Source organism: Sulfitobacter sp. EhC04 (assembly GCF_001650875.1).
In the GTDB taxonomy this organism is placed as follows: Bacteria; Pseudomonadota; Alphaproteobacteria; order Rhodobacterales; family Rhodobacteraceae; genus Sulfitobacter.
In genome coordinates this window covers 33,863-49,347 of the sequence record NZ_LXYI01000033.1, presented here as the reverse complement: position 1 = coordinate 49,347, position 15,485 = coordinate 33,863, and the positions used below count along the sequence as shown (strand labels likewise).

Genomic DNA, 15,485 nt, shown 5'->3' with positions numbered 1-15,485 from the left:
CTGCCTTGTTATATGGCCGGGGCTTATTGTCCCGTGCTCTGCCTTATGTCCCACCACGCTTCGGTGGCTTCTTGTGTCAACCTGACCGTGGGCCGCTGGGCCAGCCGCATGTCCACACGGGACACGTCGCGGCTCAGCACCTCTTGCACGCCTTCCAGCGCGATCACCCGTTCCAGCGCGGGTATCGCGTCATATTCGGGCAGCATGATCCGCTGGTCGCGGTCCAGCACCACGTCCCAGCGCCGCGCGCCCATCCGGACCAATCCGCGGACGCGCCCGGCGATCGGTTCGGTTGTCTTGATCAGTTCCAGCGCCTCCGGCACATGGCGCGCCGCCCCCTCGCCCGCAATCAGCGGCAGGTCGGGGCGCAGGGCCCGGTTGGCGATCTGGCCCACGGGCGCGCCGCCGTCATCCACCAGCGTCAGCCCCTCGGCGGTGCGCCAGATCGCAACCGGCACGCGGGGCATCACGATGACCTGCAACACCCCGCCCGGTTTGATCCGGACATTGGCGTTCTTCACACTGTTGAGGGATTTGATCGTGCTGCGGACCTGGCCCAGGTCCAGATCAAACGAGCTGAGCGGGAATTCGATGGGCACGGCGGTCCGGATTTCAGCGGCCAATGGCCCGTCGGCCCCGTCGATGGCCATCAGCTTGACCATGAATTCGGGCCGTTCCTCGACCGCGCGGCGCGCATCGGCCACGGCATCGGTGATTGCCGTGCGGCGCGCGTCGTCGGCCAGATACACCGTCCCGGCCAGCAGCGTCACGCAGAACGGCACGCCCGCCCGCAGCATCAGCCGGAAACCCGGCGTCAGCATCAGCCGCTGCATCCGCCACGCCCAGCGGGAGGGTGCCGGATCGGCCTTGACCGATGTGGGGGCCTTGCGGCGGATCAGCGACCGCATGACGCGTCCTCCACCATCCAGGCACAGAGATCGGGAAACGAGATGCCGCAGGCCTGCGCCTGTTCGGGCGACAGCGAGGTGGCCGTCATGCCGGGCTGGGTGTTTGTCTCAAGCAGGATCAAACCGGCAGCGCCGCGGGCCTCGTCCCAGCGGAAATCGGTGCGGCTGACGCCCCGGCATCCCAGCGCCTCATGGGCGCGCAGGGCATAATCCATGCAGAGGTCGAAAATCTCTTGCGGGATATCGGCGGGCACCACATGGGTTGATCCGCCTTCCTTGTACTTGGCATCATAGTCGTACCAGCCGGTTGTGATGATGTCGGTCACCGTGAGGGCGCGGTCGCCCATCACCGTGGTCGTCAGCTCGCGCCCGGGCGCATAGGTTTCGACCATGACAAATTCCGGCATCGCATCGTCAAGCTGCGGCGGACCGTTGTTTTCCTCATTCACCAGGTAGACACCGACAGAGGAGCCTTCGTTGTTCGGCTTGACCACATAGGGCGGCGGCATGACATGCTGCGCCATCACCTCGGCCTTGCCGCAAATCAGGCTTTCCACAACCGGCAAACCGGCCCGGCGATACACGTCCTTGCTGCGCTGCTTGTCCATCGCCAATGCCGAAGACAGCACGCCAGAATGGCTGTAGGGCACGCCCATCCATTCCAGAAGCCCCTGCACGCAGCCATCCTCGCCCCAACGCCCATGCAGGCAGTTCAGGATGGCATCGGGTTTGAGATCGGTCAGAATGGCGCAAAGATCGCGGCCTGCATCGACCTCGACCACGTTATATCCGCCATGTTCCCGCAGTGCAGCGGCGCATGCGCGCCCGGATGAGAGAGACACCTCGCGCTCTGCCGAGGGTCCGCCCAATAGTACCGCCACTGTCGGGGTTGTCCTGCTCGACGTACCCACTGGAGTGCCTTTGTCCCGGACCATTCTGGCCCATTGTTATTATTGTTTTCGCCGTTTTCGGCTTATGCCTCTGCGTCCGGCGCGCCTTGAAATTCGCCGATCCGCATGATTTCCCATTCTAGCGTGATCCCGCTTGAATCGTAAACCTTTTTTCGCACTTCCTCGCCAAGGTTTTCAAGGTCGGCTGCAGTTGCCTTGTCCGCATTGATCAGAAAGTTCGAATGTTTCGGGCTCATCTGCGCCCCGCCCAGACGCGCGCCCCGCATACCGGCATCGTCGATCACCTTCCAGGCCTTCAGATCATGCACATCATCGGCCTGTCCGGTGCTGGAAAACCCTGCCGGATTGCGAAAGGTGCTGCCGGCAGAGCGGTCCTTTGTCGGTTGGGTTTCATCGCGTTTCGCCAGCTGCGCGGCCATGCGCGCATGCAGCTCGTCCGGCTCCCCTCTTGGCGGGGCGAAGACCGCGCTGACGATCACCGCCCCATCGGGCAAGTCACTCTGACGATAGCGGAAATTCAGATCCTCGGCGGTCAGGGTCACGACCTCTCCCGCGCGGGTCACCGCCTGCGCGCTCACGAAATGATCGGCCGTATAGCTGCCGTAGCATCCCGCGTTCATGCGCACGGCACCGCCGATGCTGCCGGGGATCGTGCGCAGGAATGTCAGGTCCAGCCCGGCATCCGCCGCCTTGCGTGCCACATGGGCATCCAGCGCTGCGGCACCTGCTATCACATGGTTCCCGCTGATCTCGATGCTGTTAAAGCCCCGGCCCAGCCGGATCACCACTGCGCGCAACCCGCCATCGCGCACGATCAGGTTGGACCCGACGCCCATGGGGAAAATCGCCACCTGCTCCGGCAGATCGCGCAGAAAACCGCTCAGATCGTCCAGATCGGCGGGCTGGAACAGATGGTCCGCAGGGCCCCCGACACGCAGCCAGGTCAGATCATTCAGCGGGCGCCGAGCCGTCAGCTTGCCGCGCACGGGTGGAAGGGAAATATTGTTCATATCGCTGGATTAGCGGCAATGGCCGGAGCCGTCAAACCGCAGCGACCGCAGGGCGGCTCAGACCGTCTGGTCATCCACACGGCTGGCACGGAATTGCCGCACGACGCGGCCAGCCAGCCAGCCAAATCCAAATGCGCAAAGCCCGTAAAGCATCAGCGCCGCCTGCGCCATCAGTGCATTGCCTTCAAGCGGCGTGGCATTCAGGTGCAGTGCCATCCACAGCATGTTCAGCGCCATCCCCAGGATCAGCACTCCGAGAAAGCCCGCCAAGCGCGCGCGGTATCCCTGATAGCCACAGGCCAGCATCCAGACGGCAAGTGCCGCGATCAGCGCAGCAATGGTTGTGGTCATTCCGCCGGTCCCTTCATTTCCACCCGGCCCGCGCCCCGGCGCAGCCAGCGTGTCAGGTAAATCACCGGCCAGCGCAGCACCGAACAGCCCCCGGCCAGCACCAGCAGCCCCACCCAGGGGCCGTGCTGCATCGTGACATAGCCCAGAATGGGGATGCCGATGGCAATCAGGATATAGGCGTTGCGCCAGTGGTAATCCCTGCTGGGCGTCATCGCGATGACATTCGCCGAAAGCGCCCAGAGACAGGCCAGGATGAGCGATGGGCTCACTGCGGGACCTCAAAGGGCTGGCCGCGCAGTTTTGCCACGAGATAGCGCAATGGGTTGCGGTACATCGACACAAAGGCAGCGCAGGCCAGAAGGCCCATGAACCACCCGACATGCACAGAGATCGCGATGATCAGCACCGGCGCCGACAGCAGCAAGGCCACCCCCGGCACATATTGCTGGCGCATCGGCAGCATCGCCACCGCGGCGGATGCCAGCACCCATAGAACGGAAATCCACAATAAAGTCATACCTGCTGCTCCTTCTTCGTCTCGTCGCCGCCCCTTTCCGGGGCTCTTTGATCAGCCGGGTCGCGGTGTTGGAACACGCGTTAGCGGCAGAATTATGGCCAAGCGGCCCGCCCGTCAGGCAGCCGCCCCCTTGAGGGCTTTCAATTTTTCCGGCAGCGCATTCGCCCAGGCGCTGATCGTGCCGGCACCCAGACAGACCACCATATCGCCCGGTCCGGCCTGTTCGCGCACCAGGCGCAGCAGATCCTCCTCGTTCTGGACCGCGCGGGCGTGGCGATGGCCATGGCGGATCAGCCCCGCCACCAACCCGTCCCGGTCCGCGCCCTCTATCGGGTCTTCGCCTGCCGCATAGACTTCGGCAATGCCCACCACGTCTGCATCGTTGAAACAGGCGCAGAATTCCTCGAAATGATGATGCAGCCGGGTGTAGCGGTGCGGCTGATGCACCGCGATCACCCGGCCTTCCGTCGCCTGCCGCGCGGCTTTCAGCACGGCGGCAATCTCCACCGGGTGGTGACCGTAATCGTCGATGATGGTGACCCCGTCCACTTCGCCCACCTTGGTAAAGCGCCGGTTCACGCCGCCAAAGCTTTTCAGCGCCGCGCGGATCTCGTCGCGCTTCATCCCCAGATGGCGCGCCACCGCAACCGCGCTCAGCGCGTTGGAGACGTTGTGATCCCCCGGCATCGGCAATTCGCAGCCCTCTATCACCGCGTCCTCGGCCTGCAGATGAATGTCGAAATGCGCCACGCCGCCCTTGTAGGTCAGGTCGCGCGCGCGCACATCGGCCTGGGCGTTGAACCCATAGGTCACCACGCGGCGGTCGGTGATCTTGCCCACCAGCGCCTGCACTTCGGGATGATCGGTGCAGCATACCGCCAGCCCGTAGAACGGGATGTTTGACACGAAATCGAGAAACCCCTGCCGCAACGTATCGAAGTCGCCCCAGTGCTCCATATGCTCGGGGTCGATGTTGGTGACGATGGCGATGGTCGCAGGCAGACGGTTGAAGGTGCCGTCGCTTTCGTCGGCCTCCACCACCATCCATTCACCCTGCCCCATGCGCGCATTCGATCCATAGGCATGGATGATCCCGCCATTGACCACCGTGGGGTCGATGCCGCCCTTGACCAGCAGTTCCGCAACCATCGTGGTGGTTGTCGTCTTGCCATGAGTGCCTGCCACCGCGATGTTGGATTTCAGCCGCATCAGCTCCGCCAGCATCTCTGCCCGGCGCACGATGGGCAGACCCGCCAGCCGCGCCGCGTCCAGTTCGGGGTTGCCCGGCTTGATCGCAGAGGAAATCACGACCACCTCGGCATTCTCGATGTTCTCGGCCTTTTGGCCTTCGAAAATCGTGGCGCCCAGTTCGGCCAGCCGGTCGGTGATCTTGGTCGTCTTCAGGTCAGATCCCTGCACCCGGTAGCCATGGTTGATCAGCACCTCGGCGATGCCCGACATGCCAATGCCGCCGATGCCGACAAAATGGATCGGGCCCACATCGGTGGGCAGTTTGGTGGCTGCTGCTGCGTTCATCCTGATTTTCCTTCCTGCGCCAACACCTCGACCATCTGCGCCAGTGCCTCTGCCGCTTCGGGTTTGCCCACCGAATGGGCCGCACGCGACATCTGCAATGCCGCGTCGGGCTGTTCGAGAATGCTTTGTATCTGTTCGGCCAGCGCATCGGTGCTGAGCTGGCTTTCGGGGATCATGACCGCTGCACCCGCCTCGACCAACCCGCGCGCATTGGCGGTCTGGTGATCGCCCGTGGCGGCGGCAAAGGGGATCAGGATGGCGGGCCGCCCGATCACGGAAATATCCGCGACCGAAGACGCGCCCGCGCGGCTGATGACAAGCTGCGCTTCGGACATCCGGCGCGGCACGTCGTCAAAGAACGGCTGGACATCGGCGTCGATGGCGTTCTCGGCATAGTAATCCGCGACGCGCTGGCCATCCTCGTCGCGCGCTTGATGGCTGACGCGGATGTTTTTCAGCATGTCCAACGGCAAGGCGGCCAAGGCCGCCGGCACCACATCACTAAGGATGCGCGCGCCCTGCGAGCCGCCCATTACCAGAATTTCCATCGGATAATCGCCCGGCGGGATGTAGCCCGCCCCTGCCCGGTCCAGCACCGCTCCTCGCACCGGGTTGCCCACATGCACGCCCTTGACCCCCTCGGGCAATGCCGTCGGCCAGGTGCCGCAGGCCATGGCGTCGACACGTTTCGAAAAGATCGTATTGACCCGGCCCAACACGCCGTTCTGTTCATGGATCATGCGCGGCACCCGCAACAGGGTCGCAGCCCCCAGCGCCGGGATCGACGGATACCCGCCAAACCCCACCACGGCGGCAGGCCGGTCGCGCAGCATGCGCCAGGTGGCCCCAAGGATCCCCACTGCAATCCGGGGGGCGACCATCGCCTTGGCCAGCAATCCGCCCCGCGCAAAGGTGGCGGAACTGACTTGGCTGATGTCGACCTCTGCCGGGAAACCGCCCGTATAGCGCGCGCCCCGCGCATCGGTAGACAGGCGCACCCGCCAGCCACGCGTCAGCATCACCTCGGCCAGGGCCTGAGCGGGGAACATATGGCCCCCGGTGCCTCCGGCTGCGATGATCAACAAGGGTGCGGTCATGGTGTCCTCCGTCCGGGCGCGGCCTCAGCGGGCGCGGCCCCGGCCAAGAATGTCAGAAATCTCGCCCTGCGGCCTGCTGCGTGTAAAGGCCAGCAACATCCCCACCGCGATGCCCGAGGCGATCACCGAAGACCCGCCGTAGCTGACAAACGGCAGGGTCATCCCCTTGGCCGGCAGCAGCCGCACGGCGACGCCCATGTTTATCATGGCCTGAACACCAAAGATACAGGCAAGCCCGGTGCCCGCCAGCCGCGTGAAAGGGTCACGTTCGCGCACCAGTCGCAGCAGCGACCGCACCACGATCCCGGTGTAAAGCGCGATGATGCACAGGACCAGCACCAGCCCGTATTCCTCGGCCGCGACGGCAATGATGAAATCGGTATGGGCATCGGGCAGCGACCATTTCACTTCGCCCTCCCCCACGCCGACCCCAAAAAGCCCGCCCTCGCGGATCGCGTTTGTGGCATAACCCAGCTGCGTGGTCGGATCGACATCGGGGCTGAGAAAGCCATCAATCCGGCGCGCGAAGTGTTCCGAGTTGGAATAGGCGAAACTGCCAGCCATCACCACCATCGCGGCCATGCCCACCAGCAGCAGCATCGGTGCCCCGGCGACGAAATACATCACGCCCCAGCCGAACAGCACCAGACAGGCCTGGCCAAAGTCGGGCTGCAATGCCAGCATCAGCACAATCGACATGCACAGGGCAAAGGACCACGCCTTGCCCGGCGGGCCATTGATCTCAAGACTTGCGGCCATCAGCCAGGCGGTTGCCACGATAAATCCGGGTTTAAGGAATTCGGAGGGCTGCACGCTGGCAAAGCCCAGCGAGTACCACCGGGTCGCCCCCTTGCCAAAGTCGGTGCCGAAAAACGGCAGCAGCGCCAGGGCGATAAAGGCCCCGATAAAGCCCAGCACCGCCAGACGGCGCACCACGACAGGTGACATCATCGAGGTCAGCACCATCGCAAAAATCGCAAGACCGCCAAAGAAGGCTTGTCGCTGAACGTAGTGAAACGGGTCAAATCCGTTCTTGGCAGCCAGCGGCGGCGACGCGGCCAGACCCAGCAACATGCCAACGGCGAACAGCATCAATACGCAGGACAAGGCCCAGCGATCCACCGTGCGCCACCATTTTGGAAGAATTGGCTCACCTTCCCGAACGGGAACCGCGCCATAGACCATCTCTGTCATGGGTACACTGCCTTAATCTGCCTCAAACGCCCCATTTTCTGGGGTCTGCGTGTCAGCATAACGCCATTTTGCAGATCACGCCAGTCCATTTCCGCCGCGCGCCGCAGGCACGGGACGGAATGGCAGCGGCCCGCGTCAGGCATCCGGGTGTCGCAGGCGCACAAGGGGCGTCACGCCAACTTGACCCTGCGCCCCGAACCGGGCAAGCCGCTGGCATGAAAGTGGATACAGCAATCATTGGTGCCGGTGCGGCAGGCATGATGTCCGCGGCACATGCCGGGGGGCGTGTCCTGTTGGTCGATCACGCCAAGGCACCGGGGGAGAAGATCCGCATTTCCGGCGGCGGGCGCTGCAATTTCACCAACCTGCATTGCGACCCTTCCGCCTTTCTCAGCCGGAATCAGCATTTCGCCAAGTCCGCGCTGGCCCGCTATACCCAATGGGATTTCATTGCATTGGTCGAGGCCCATGGCATCCCTTGGCACGAAAAGACATTGGGCCAGTTGTTCTGTGACACCTCGGCCAAGGATATCGTCGCGATGCTGCGCCGGATGATGCAGGCTGCCGGAGTGGACCTGCATTTGCAAAGTACCGCATCGCAGTTTGCAAACACCACAGACGGCTTTAGCTTTGACCTGCAAGGCCCTGACTACACTGGAAAAGTGTCCGCCACCCGGCTTGTCATCGCAACCGGCGGCAAATCCATCCCGAAAATGGGCGCAACCGGCCTCGCCTATGACATCGCGCGCCGCTTCGATGTGCCGGTCACGGAAACTCGGGCGGGGCTTGTCCCCTTTACCTTTGCAGATGGCCGTTTTGCCGAAATATCCGGCGTCGCAACGCCTGCGCGTATCACCGCAGGCGGCACCAGCTTTGACGAGGCGCTGCTTTTCACCCATCGGGGCCTGTCTGGCCCTGCCGTTCTGCAAGCCTCCTCCTATTGGAAAGAGGGTGAGGAAATCACGGTAAACCTTTGCCCTGAAATGGATATATTCGAGGATTTGAGAACGCGCCGCCAGGCACGGGGCCGCAAGAACCTGACCACGGAACTGGCCCAACACCTGCCCGCGCGGCTGGTCGACCATCTGGCCAAGCAGATGGACCTGACTGGCAATCTGGCGGATTGGTCCGACACAGGTTTGCAAAGCCTGGTGACGCATTTGCAAAACTGGCATCTGACCCCCGGCGGCACCGAAGGCTACCGCACCGCCGAAGTCACCCTTGGCGGCGTGGATACGGACGCGCTCTCTTCCCGCTCGATGATGACCCCTGCCGTGCCGGGGCTCTATTTCATCGGTGAAGCGGTCGATGTCACCGGCTGGCTGGGCGGCTACAATTTCCAGTGGGCCTGGTCCTCTGCCATGGCCGCCGCCCGCGACATCGCAGGCTGATCAGCCTGCGGTCTCGGCCGCGACCCGCGCGGCAAAATCCTCGCCCCGGCGCTCGAAACTGTCGTATTGGTCAAAACTGGCCGCCGCCGGGGCCAGCAACACCACGTCACCCGGTTCCGCCTCTGCCACCGCCCGCGCCACGGCAACCTCCATCGTGCCGCAAACCTCTGCCTCCACATTCAGCTGCATGGCAAATCCGGCGGCCTCGCGCCCGATCACATAGGCCTTGCGCACACCACCCGTGGCACCGGCCAGCCCGTCCAGCCCACCGTCTTTCTCAAGCCCGCCGCAGATCCAGCGGATCTTGTCGAAAGCCGCCAGCGCCTTGGCGGCGGAATCCACATTCGTCGCCTTGCTGTCGTTGACATAGCGCACGCCGCCCACCTCCGCGATGGTCTGGGACCGGTGCGGCAGCCCGCCAAAGCTGTGAAACGCCGCCTCGATCACCCGTGGTGCCAGCCCCAGCGACCGGCAGGCGGCAAAGGCCGCACAGGCATTCTGATGGTTATGCGCCCCCGGCAGCCCCGCCACCGCGCGCAGATCGACGGAAGCCACCTGCTTGCCCTTGCGGTACTCCGACAGGAACCCCTTGCGCGCAAAGACCTGCCAGCCCGGCCCGGTCAGCTTGCGGGTCACGCTGACGCGGATCACCCGGTCATCGGCGCGGCCTTCGGTCATCTGGCCTGCCAGATACCGCCCCTCCATCTCGTCCACGCCGATCACGGCACGGTCCGGCCCGCCCTCGGCAAAGAGCCGCCGCTTGGCCGCGAAATAGCCGCCCATCCCGTGGTGCCGGTCCAGATGATCGGGGCTGAGATTGGTAAAAACCGCCACATCCGGCGTCAGGGCCCGCGCCAGATCGGTCTGGTAGCTGCTCAGTTCCAGCACCACCACCTCGCCGTCCACCGCAGGCTCCAGGTCCAGCACCCCGCGGCCGATGTTGCCGGCCAGCTGGCAGGGCCGACCGACGTGTTCCAGAATGTGATGGATCAGCGCCGAGGTGGTGGATTTCCCGTTTGACCCGGTCACCGCAACCACACGGGGCATCACGTCGAATCCGTCCCAATCCGCGGTGGCAAAGCTTTGAAAGAAAAGGCCGATGTCGTTATCCACCGGCACGCCCGCCTCCAGCGCCGCCGCCACCACCGGATTCGGGGTCGGATATAGATGCGGAATACCGGGGCTGACGATCAGCCGGGCGATGGCATCGAAGGCACCGGGTTTCCGCAGATCGGCGCAGGCCAGCCCCTCGGCCTCTGCCCTGGCGCGGGCGTCCGCGTTGTCGTCCCAGCACAGCGGCAGCGCACCGCCCGCCGCCAGCGCACGCGCTGCCGCCAGACCCGACCGGCCCAGACCCAGCACCGCCACCCGCGCGCCTTCCAATCCCCGTACTGGAATCATTGCATCACCCCTGTTACCCGTTGGCCCGCAGAATGGTCGCAATACGCGCCCTTCACAAGCCGGAGCGCCCAGAATGCCAGACCTCGATACCGTCCTGCACCAGCTTGACCACAAGGCGCGGCTGGATGCCGACTGGGGCAAGGTGGCCAGCTATATTCCGCAACTGGCCGAGGTCGATCCGGCGCAATTCGCCATCTCTGTCGTCACCGCCGATGGCCGGTTGCACCAGGCAGGCGACCACGGCGTGTCGTTCTCCGTCCAGTCGATCACCAAGGTCTTCACCCTCGCCGTCGCCCTTGGCCGGGCGGGCGACCAGCTCTGGACACGGGTGGGCCGCGAACCTTCGGGCCGCGCCTTCAACTCCATCGTCCAGCTTGAGCAGGAAAACGGCCGTCCCCGCAATCCCTTCATCAACGCAGGTGCCATCGTCACTACCGATGCGGTGCTGGGCAACCGCGCCCCGCGCGAGGCCCTGGCAGAGATCATCCAGTTTGTGCGCAGCGCCGCCGGGTCCGGGGATATTCACATCAACGAAACCGTCGCGGCCTCCGAAACCGCATATGGCCACCGCAATTTCGCCTTGGCGCATTTCCTGGCCGCCCACGACAACCTGATCAACAGCCCCGACAAGGTGCTGGGCACCTACTTCCACCACTGCGCGATCGAGATGACCACCACCCAGCTTGCCATGGCGGGCCGCTTCCTGATCCATGCGCCGAACATGCCGCGCCTGGTCTCGCCCCGCCGCATCCGCCGCCTCAATGCGATGATGCTTACCTGCGGCCATTACGATGGGTCGGGTGACTTCGCCTACCGTGTCGGCATTCCCGGCAAAAGCGGCGTCGGCGGCGGCATCCTTGCCATCGTGCCTCACCAGGCCGCCATCGCGGTCTGGAGCCCCGGTCTCAACCGCTACGGCAATTCCCACAGGGGCACCGAAGCGCTTGCCGAGCTGACCACAAGAATGGGCTGGTCGATTTTCTGACCCCCGTTTCATTGTTCCACAAATATACCGGAGGTGTGGAGGCAGCGCCGCCACCGGCGCGCGCCCCGGCGCGCCGTCTACGCCCGCGGCACGCGGCGCGCCAGCGCAATCACCTGACCTTCAGCGTCGCCAGACCGATCATCGCGAGGATCAGCGAGATGATCCAGAACCGGATCACGATCTGCGGCTCGGCCCAGCCCTTCTTTTCATAGTGGTGATGGATCGGGGCCATCAGAAAGACCCGCTTGCCGGTGCGCTTGAAGTAGAGCACCTGAATGATCACCGACAGCGCCTCGACCACAAACAGCCCGCCGACAATCGCCAGCACCAGCTCGTGTTTGGTCGCCACCGCAATCGCCCCCAGGGCCCCGCCCAGGGCCAGTGACCCGGTATCGCCCATGAAGACCGCCGCTGGCGGGGCGTTGTACCACAAAAAGCCAAGCCCCCCGCCAAACAGCCCGGCGGTAAAGATCAGGATCTCGCCGGTGCCGGGCACGTAATGCACATCCAGATAGTCGGTGAAATCGACCCGCCCCACCGCATAGGCGATGACCCCCAGCGTGCCGGCCGCGATCATCACCGGCATGATCGCAAGACCATCCAGACCATCGGTCAGGTTCACCGCATTGGCCGCCCCCACGATCACGATGATCGAGAACGGCACAAAGAGAACCCCTAGGTTGATCAGCGTATCCTTGAAGACCGGCAGGGCCAACTGATATTGCAATGCTTCGGGATGATATTGCGCGGCCCAGAAACCGGCAATGCCGGAAATCAGAAACCCAAGCAATAACCGTATCTTGCCAGACACACCTGATGTGGTTTGCTTGCTAACCTTGGCATAATCGTCGGCAAATCCGATGGCGGCAAAGCTCATCGTCACGAACAGGACCAGCCAGACAAAGGGATTGTCCAGCCGTGCCCACAGCAGTGTCGAGGTCAGCAGCGCCCCCACGATCAGCAGGCCGCCCATGGTCGGCGTGCCCGCCTTCACGAAATGCCCGGCGGGGCCATCGTCGCGAATGGGCTGGCCCTTGCCCTGCCTGCGGCGCAGCACCGCGATCAGGGGCCGCCCGAAAAGAAAGCCGAAGACCAGCGCGGTCAGGAACGCCCCGCCCGCCCGGAAGGTGATGTAGCGAAACAGGTTAAAGAAGTCGCCGCCATCCGAAAGCAGGGTCAACCAATAGAGCATTCAAACGCGTCCTTACTCAACATCTTGTCACATTGGAGCTTGTCACAGTGGCCCAATTTACAGGGTTTCAACCGGATGGCCCATTTTGCGGATGGCGTCAACAATCGCCCCCAGTTTCATCGAAAGCGATCCCTTGGCCAGCACCACATCACCGGAATCGAGCAACCCGCGCAGGTCCGGCAGGACCTCGGCAGAGGTCTCTGCCCGGATGCCCCGCTGATGCTCGGGCAGGATTTCATGCAGCGACCCCATCAGCGGGCCGATGCAATGCACCACATCCAGCGCCTGTGTCGCAGGCAGATGCGCAAGCCCGGCATGCAGCGCGACGGAATCGGGACCCAGTTCCTTCATGTCCCCCAGAAAGGCGATCCGCCGTCCCTTGCTTACCCGGCCAATGTCATGGGTCACTTCGGAGGCCGCCAGCACTTCAAGTGCGGCGGCCATCGAGGTTGGGTTGGCATTATAGCTGTCGTCGATCAGGGCCAGCGTCAGATGGGTTTCAACAGGGTCGAGCACGATCACCTCGCGCACCCCGCGTCCCTTGTAGGGCTGCCAGCGGCCCAGCGACTGCGCCGCCAGCGCCATATCGACCCCCAGCGCATGGCACACCGCCAGCGCGCCGAGGCCGTTCATCGCGAAATGGCGCCCCGGTGTCGCGATCTTGAACAGGATCGGCACATCGTCATGGCTGGCCTGCACCACGGTGGTATCGGCCTTTACATGCACGTCCAGCAGTTTGAAATGATGGCCGTGCGCGCCGAATTCCAGTTCGCGCAACCGGCAGTCCACCGCCTTGGCCATCAGAATTGCCGCATGTTCGACATCGGCGTTGATCACGGCCCATCCGCCGGGCTTGACCCCTTCAAAGATCGCGGCCTTTTCTACCGCGATTCCGGCCAGGTCATCGAAGGCTTCCAGATGTGCGGCGGCAACCGTGGTGACCAGCGCCACATCCGCCTGCGTCATCCGCGCTAGCGGGGCGATCTCTCCGGGGTGGTTCATGCCGATCTCGATGATGGCGAATTCGGTGTCGGCGGGCATCCGCGCCAGCGTCAGCGGCACGCCCCAGTGGTTGTTGTAGCTGGCCACGCTGGCATGGGTGCGCCCCTGGCCGCCCAACATCGCCAGCAGCATTTCCTTGGTCGATGTCTTGCCGACGCTGCCGGTCACCGCAACCACCCTGGCCTGGGTGCGCGCACGCGCCGCCTGCCCCAGTTTTTCAAGACCCGCCAGCACGTCATCGACGATCAGCAAGGGCGCATCCCCGGCCACACCCTCGGGAATACGCGATACCAGGGCGGCACCCGCGCCACCCGCCAGCGCCTGCGCCACAAAGTCATGGCCGTCGCGGACATCCTTCAGCGCGACAAAGAGGTCGCCCTTTTCAATCGTGCGCGTGTCGATGGACACGCCGTCACAGGTCCAGTCCCCCACCGCGCGCCCAGCTGTGGCCGCTGCGGCCTCTGCTGCTGTCCAGAGTGTCATGCAAGCCTCCCGTCCAGCGCCGCCACGGCCACGCTTGCCTGTTCCACATCGTCAAAGGGCAGCACATCCTGCCCCACGATCTGCCCGGTCTCATGCCCCTTGCCCGCAATCAGCAGCGCGTCGCCCGGCCCCAACAGGTCGATGCCCCGCAGGATCGCCTCGGCGCGGTCGCCGACCTCCATCGCATCCGGCGCGCCCTCCAGCACCGCCGCGCGGATGCTTGCGGGATCTTCTGAGCGCGGATTGTCGTCGGTCACAATCACCGTGTCGGCATGGGTCATCGCGGCGGCCCCCATCAGGGGCCGTTTGGCGCGGTCGCGGTCGCCACCCGCGCCCACGATGGCAATCAGACGGCCCATCACATGCGGGCGCATCGCGGCCAGCGCGGTGGCCACGGCATCGGGCGTATGGGCATAGTCGACAAAGACCGCCGCCCCGTTGCCACGGGTCGCGGCCAGCTGCATGCGGCCCCGTACCGTGGTCAGATGCGGCAATGTATCGAAGACCTCTTGTGGTTGCCCGCCACAGGCGATCACCAGACCGGCGGCCAGCAGCACATTGTCGGCCTGAAAACCGCCGATCAGCTCCAGCCGCTTTTGCACCGGCTTGCCTTGCCATTCAAAGCGCAGGTCCTGCCCGGTCGCGTCATAACGCTGAGTGGTCAGGTGCAGGTCGCCCCCGTCGCGGCCCACGGTCAGCACTTCGCATCCGCGCGCGCGGGCGATGGCGACCATGTCCACGCCCCTGGGATCATCGGTGTTGATCACCGCCGTGCCATCCTCTGCCAGCACGCGGGCGAACAGCCCCGCCTTGGCGTCGAAATAGGCCTCGAAAGTCTCGTGATAATCCAGATGGTCCTGGGTGAAGTTGGTGAACCCCGCAGCGCGCAGGGTCACGCCGTCCAGCCGCCGCTGGTCAAGCCCGTGGCTTGAGGCCTCCATCGCCGCATGGGTGATGCCGTTGTCCGCCGCTGCGCGCAGGGTGCGGTGCAGGGTGATCGGCTCTGGCGTGGTATGGGCCAGCGGCGCGGTCCAGGCCCCCTCGACACCGGTGGTGCCAAGGTTCACGGCGGCAAAGCCCATCTCGATCCAGATCTGACGCACAAAGGTCGACACGGAGGTCTTGCCATTGGTCCCGGTCACCGCCGTCATGGTTTTGGGCTGACCGCCGAACCACAGGGCCGCCGTGCGCGCCAGCGCCTCGCGGGGGGCGTCAGACACCACCAGCGCGGCCCCGGCGGCGCGTATCGCATCCCTTGCAATCGCGGCCCCCTCGGGGTCAGTCAGGATCGCCACCGCACCGTCCTCCAGCGCCTTGCCGATGAACCGCGCGCCATGGACCTGGGTGCCGGGCATCGCCGCAAAGAGGCACCCCGGCCCAGCCTTGCGGCTGTCCACCTGCAGGTCCTCGATTGTTGGATTCGCCCCATTGGCCGCCATCAGGCCAAGGGAATTCAGAGGTGTTTTTCGGGGGCTGCTCATGGCTGCGCCTTTGCGGCTTGGTTCGT

The 15,485-nt window shown here is 64.5% G+C and carries 15 protein-coding genes; 2 read left to right on the top strand and 13 right to left on the bottom strand.

All coding sequences use genetic code 11. From position 1 onward, the window contains the following. Positions 1–23: 23 nt before the first annotated feature. From A8B82_RS14765 to ftsW, 9 genes are all read right to left on the bottom strand, one after another. Positions 24–908: a cell division protein FtsQ/DivIB gene (locus A8B82_RS14765; protein WP_067293933.1), complete on the bottom strand. Its 885-nt coding sequence runs from the start codon at positions 906–908 to the stop codon at positions 24–26. Further along, positions 896–1,843, bottom strand: a complete 948-nt coding sequence (locus tag A8B82_RS14760; protein WP_201120829.1) for a D-alanine--D-alanine ligase — start codon at positions 1,841–1,843, stop codon at positions 896–898. The genes A8B82_RS14765 and A8B82_RS14760 overlap by 13 nt, the downstream gene beginning before the upstream one ends. 38 nt (positions 1,844–1,881) lie before the next feature. Then, positions 1,882–2,829: a UDP-N-acetylmuramate dehydrogenase gene (gene murB / locus A8B82_RS14755; RefSeq protein ID WP_067293927.1), complete on the bottom strand. Its 948-nt coding sequence runs from the start codon at positions 2,827–2,829 to the stop codon at positions 1,882–1,884. A 57-nt stretch (positions 2,830–2,886) separates the two neighbouring features. Next, a complete protein-coding gene (locus A8B82_RS14750; protein WP_067293924.1) occupies positions 2,887–3,180 on the bottom strand; it encodes a hypothetical protein in 294 nt (97 codons plus the stop codon). Beyond that, the gene (locus tag A8B82_RS14745) at positions 3,177–3,449 is read right to left on the bottom strand and encodes a DUF2484 family protein (protein ID WP_067293921.1); all 273 of its coding nucleotides are present in this window, start codon (positions 3,447–3,449) and stop codon (positions 3,177–3,179) included. The genes A8B82_RS14750 and A8B82_RS14745 overlap by 4 nt, the downstream gene beginning before the upstream one ends. Beyond that, a complete protein-coding gene (locus A8B82_RS14740) occupies positions 3,446–3,697 on the bottom strand; it encodes a DUF2484 family protein (RefSeq protein WP_067293917.1) in 252 nt (83 codons plus the stop codon). The genes A8B82_RS14745 and A8B82_RS14740 overlap by 4 nt, the downstream gene beginning before the upstream one ends. A 114-nt stretch (positions 3,698–3,811) precedes the next feature. Further along, complete coding sequence (gene murC / locus A8B82_RS14735; protein ID WP_067293907.1) at positions 3,812–5,233, bottom strand: UDP-N-acetylmuramate--L-alanine ligase; 1,422 nt, start codon at positions 5,231–5,233, stop codon at positions 3,812–3,814. Then, positions 5,230–6,330 (bottom strand): UDP-N-acetylglucosamine--N-acetylmuramyl-(pentapeptide) pyrophosphoryl-undecaprenol N-acetylglucosamine transferase, encoded by a 1,101-nt coding sequence (locus A8B82_RS14730; protein WP_067293904.1) that lies wholly within the window; start codon positions 6,328–6,330, stop codon positions 5,230–5,232. The genes murC and A8B82_RS14730 overlap by 4 nt, the downstream gene beginning before the upstream one ends. Positions 6,331–6,354: 24 nt before the next feature. Next, complete coding sequence (gene ftsW / locus A8B82_RS14725; RefSeq protein ID WP_067293900.1) at positions 6,355–7,524, bottom strand: putative lipid II flippase FtsW; 1,170 nt, start codon at positions 7,522–7,524, stop codon at positions 6,355–6,357. 215 nt (positions 7,525–7,739) lie between these two features. Here ftsW and A8B82_RS14720 point away from each other — a divergent pair, with 215 nt between their 5' ends. After that, the gene (locus A8B82_RS14720) at positions 7,740–8,915 is read left to right on the top strand and encodes an NAD(P)/FAD-dependent oxidoreductase (protein WP_067293897.1); all 1,176 of its coding nucleotides are present in this window, start codon (positions 7,740–7,742) and stop codon (positions 8,913–8,915) included. Here A8B82_RS14720 and murD read toward each other — a convergent pair whose 3' ends face one another. Next, the gene (gene murD / locus A8B82_RS14715) at positions 8,916–10,316 is read right to left on the bottom strand and encodes a UDP-N-acetylmuramoyl-L-alanine--D-glutamate ligase (protein ID WP_067293894.1); all 1,401 of its coding nucleotides are present in this window, start codon (positions 10,314–10,316) and stop codon (positions 8,916–8,918) included. It abuts the gene before it with no gap. Between the two features lie 73 nt (positions 10,317–10,389). On the opposite strand from murD, the gene A8B82_RS14710 reads away from it, so the two are divergent. Continuing rightward, complete coding sequence (locus A8B82_RS14710) at positions 10,390–11,301, top strand: glutaminase (RefSeq protein WP_067293891.1); 912 nt, start codon at positions 10,390–10,392, stop codon at positions 11,299–11,301. 109 nt (positions 11,302–11,410) lie between these two features. Here the strand turns inward: A8B82_RS14710 and mraY are convergent, their stop codons facing one another. From mraY to A8B82_RS14695, 3 genes are read right to left on the bottom strand one after another with little or no spacing between them, the layout of a single operon-like run. Then, positions 11,411–12,493 (bottom strand): phospho-N-acetylmuramoyl-pentapeptide-transferase, encoded by a 1,083-nt coding sequence (mraY, locus tag A8B82_RS14705; protein WP_067293888.1) that lies wholly within the window; start codon positions 12,491–12,493, stop codon positions 11,411–11,413. A 57-nt stretch (positions 12,494–12,550) separates the two neighbouring features. Next, positions 12,551–13,978 carry a UDP-N-acetylmuramoyl-tripeptide--D-alanyl-D-alanine ligase gene (locus A8B82_RS14700; RefSeq protein WP_067293885.1) on the bottom strand — a complete coding sequence of 476 codons (1,428 nt, stop codon included), beginning with the start codon at positions 13,976–13,978 and terminating at the stop codon, positions 12,551–12,553. Beyond that, entirely contained in the window at positions 13,975–15,459 is a 1,485-nt protein-coding gene (locus A8B82_RS14695) for a UDP-N-acetylmuramoyl-L-alanyl-D-glutamate--2,6-diaminopimelate ligase (protein WP_067293882.1), read from the bottom strand. The genes A8B82_RS14700 and A8B82_RS14695 overlap by 4 nt, the downstream gene beginning before the upstream one ends. Between the last annotated feature and the right edge of the window lie 26 nt (positions 15,460–15,485).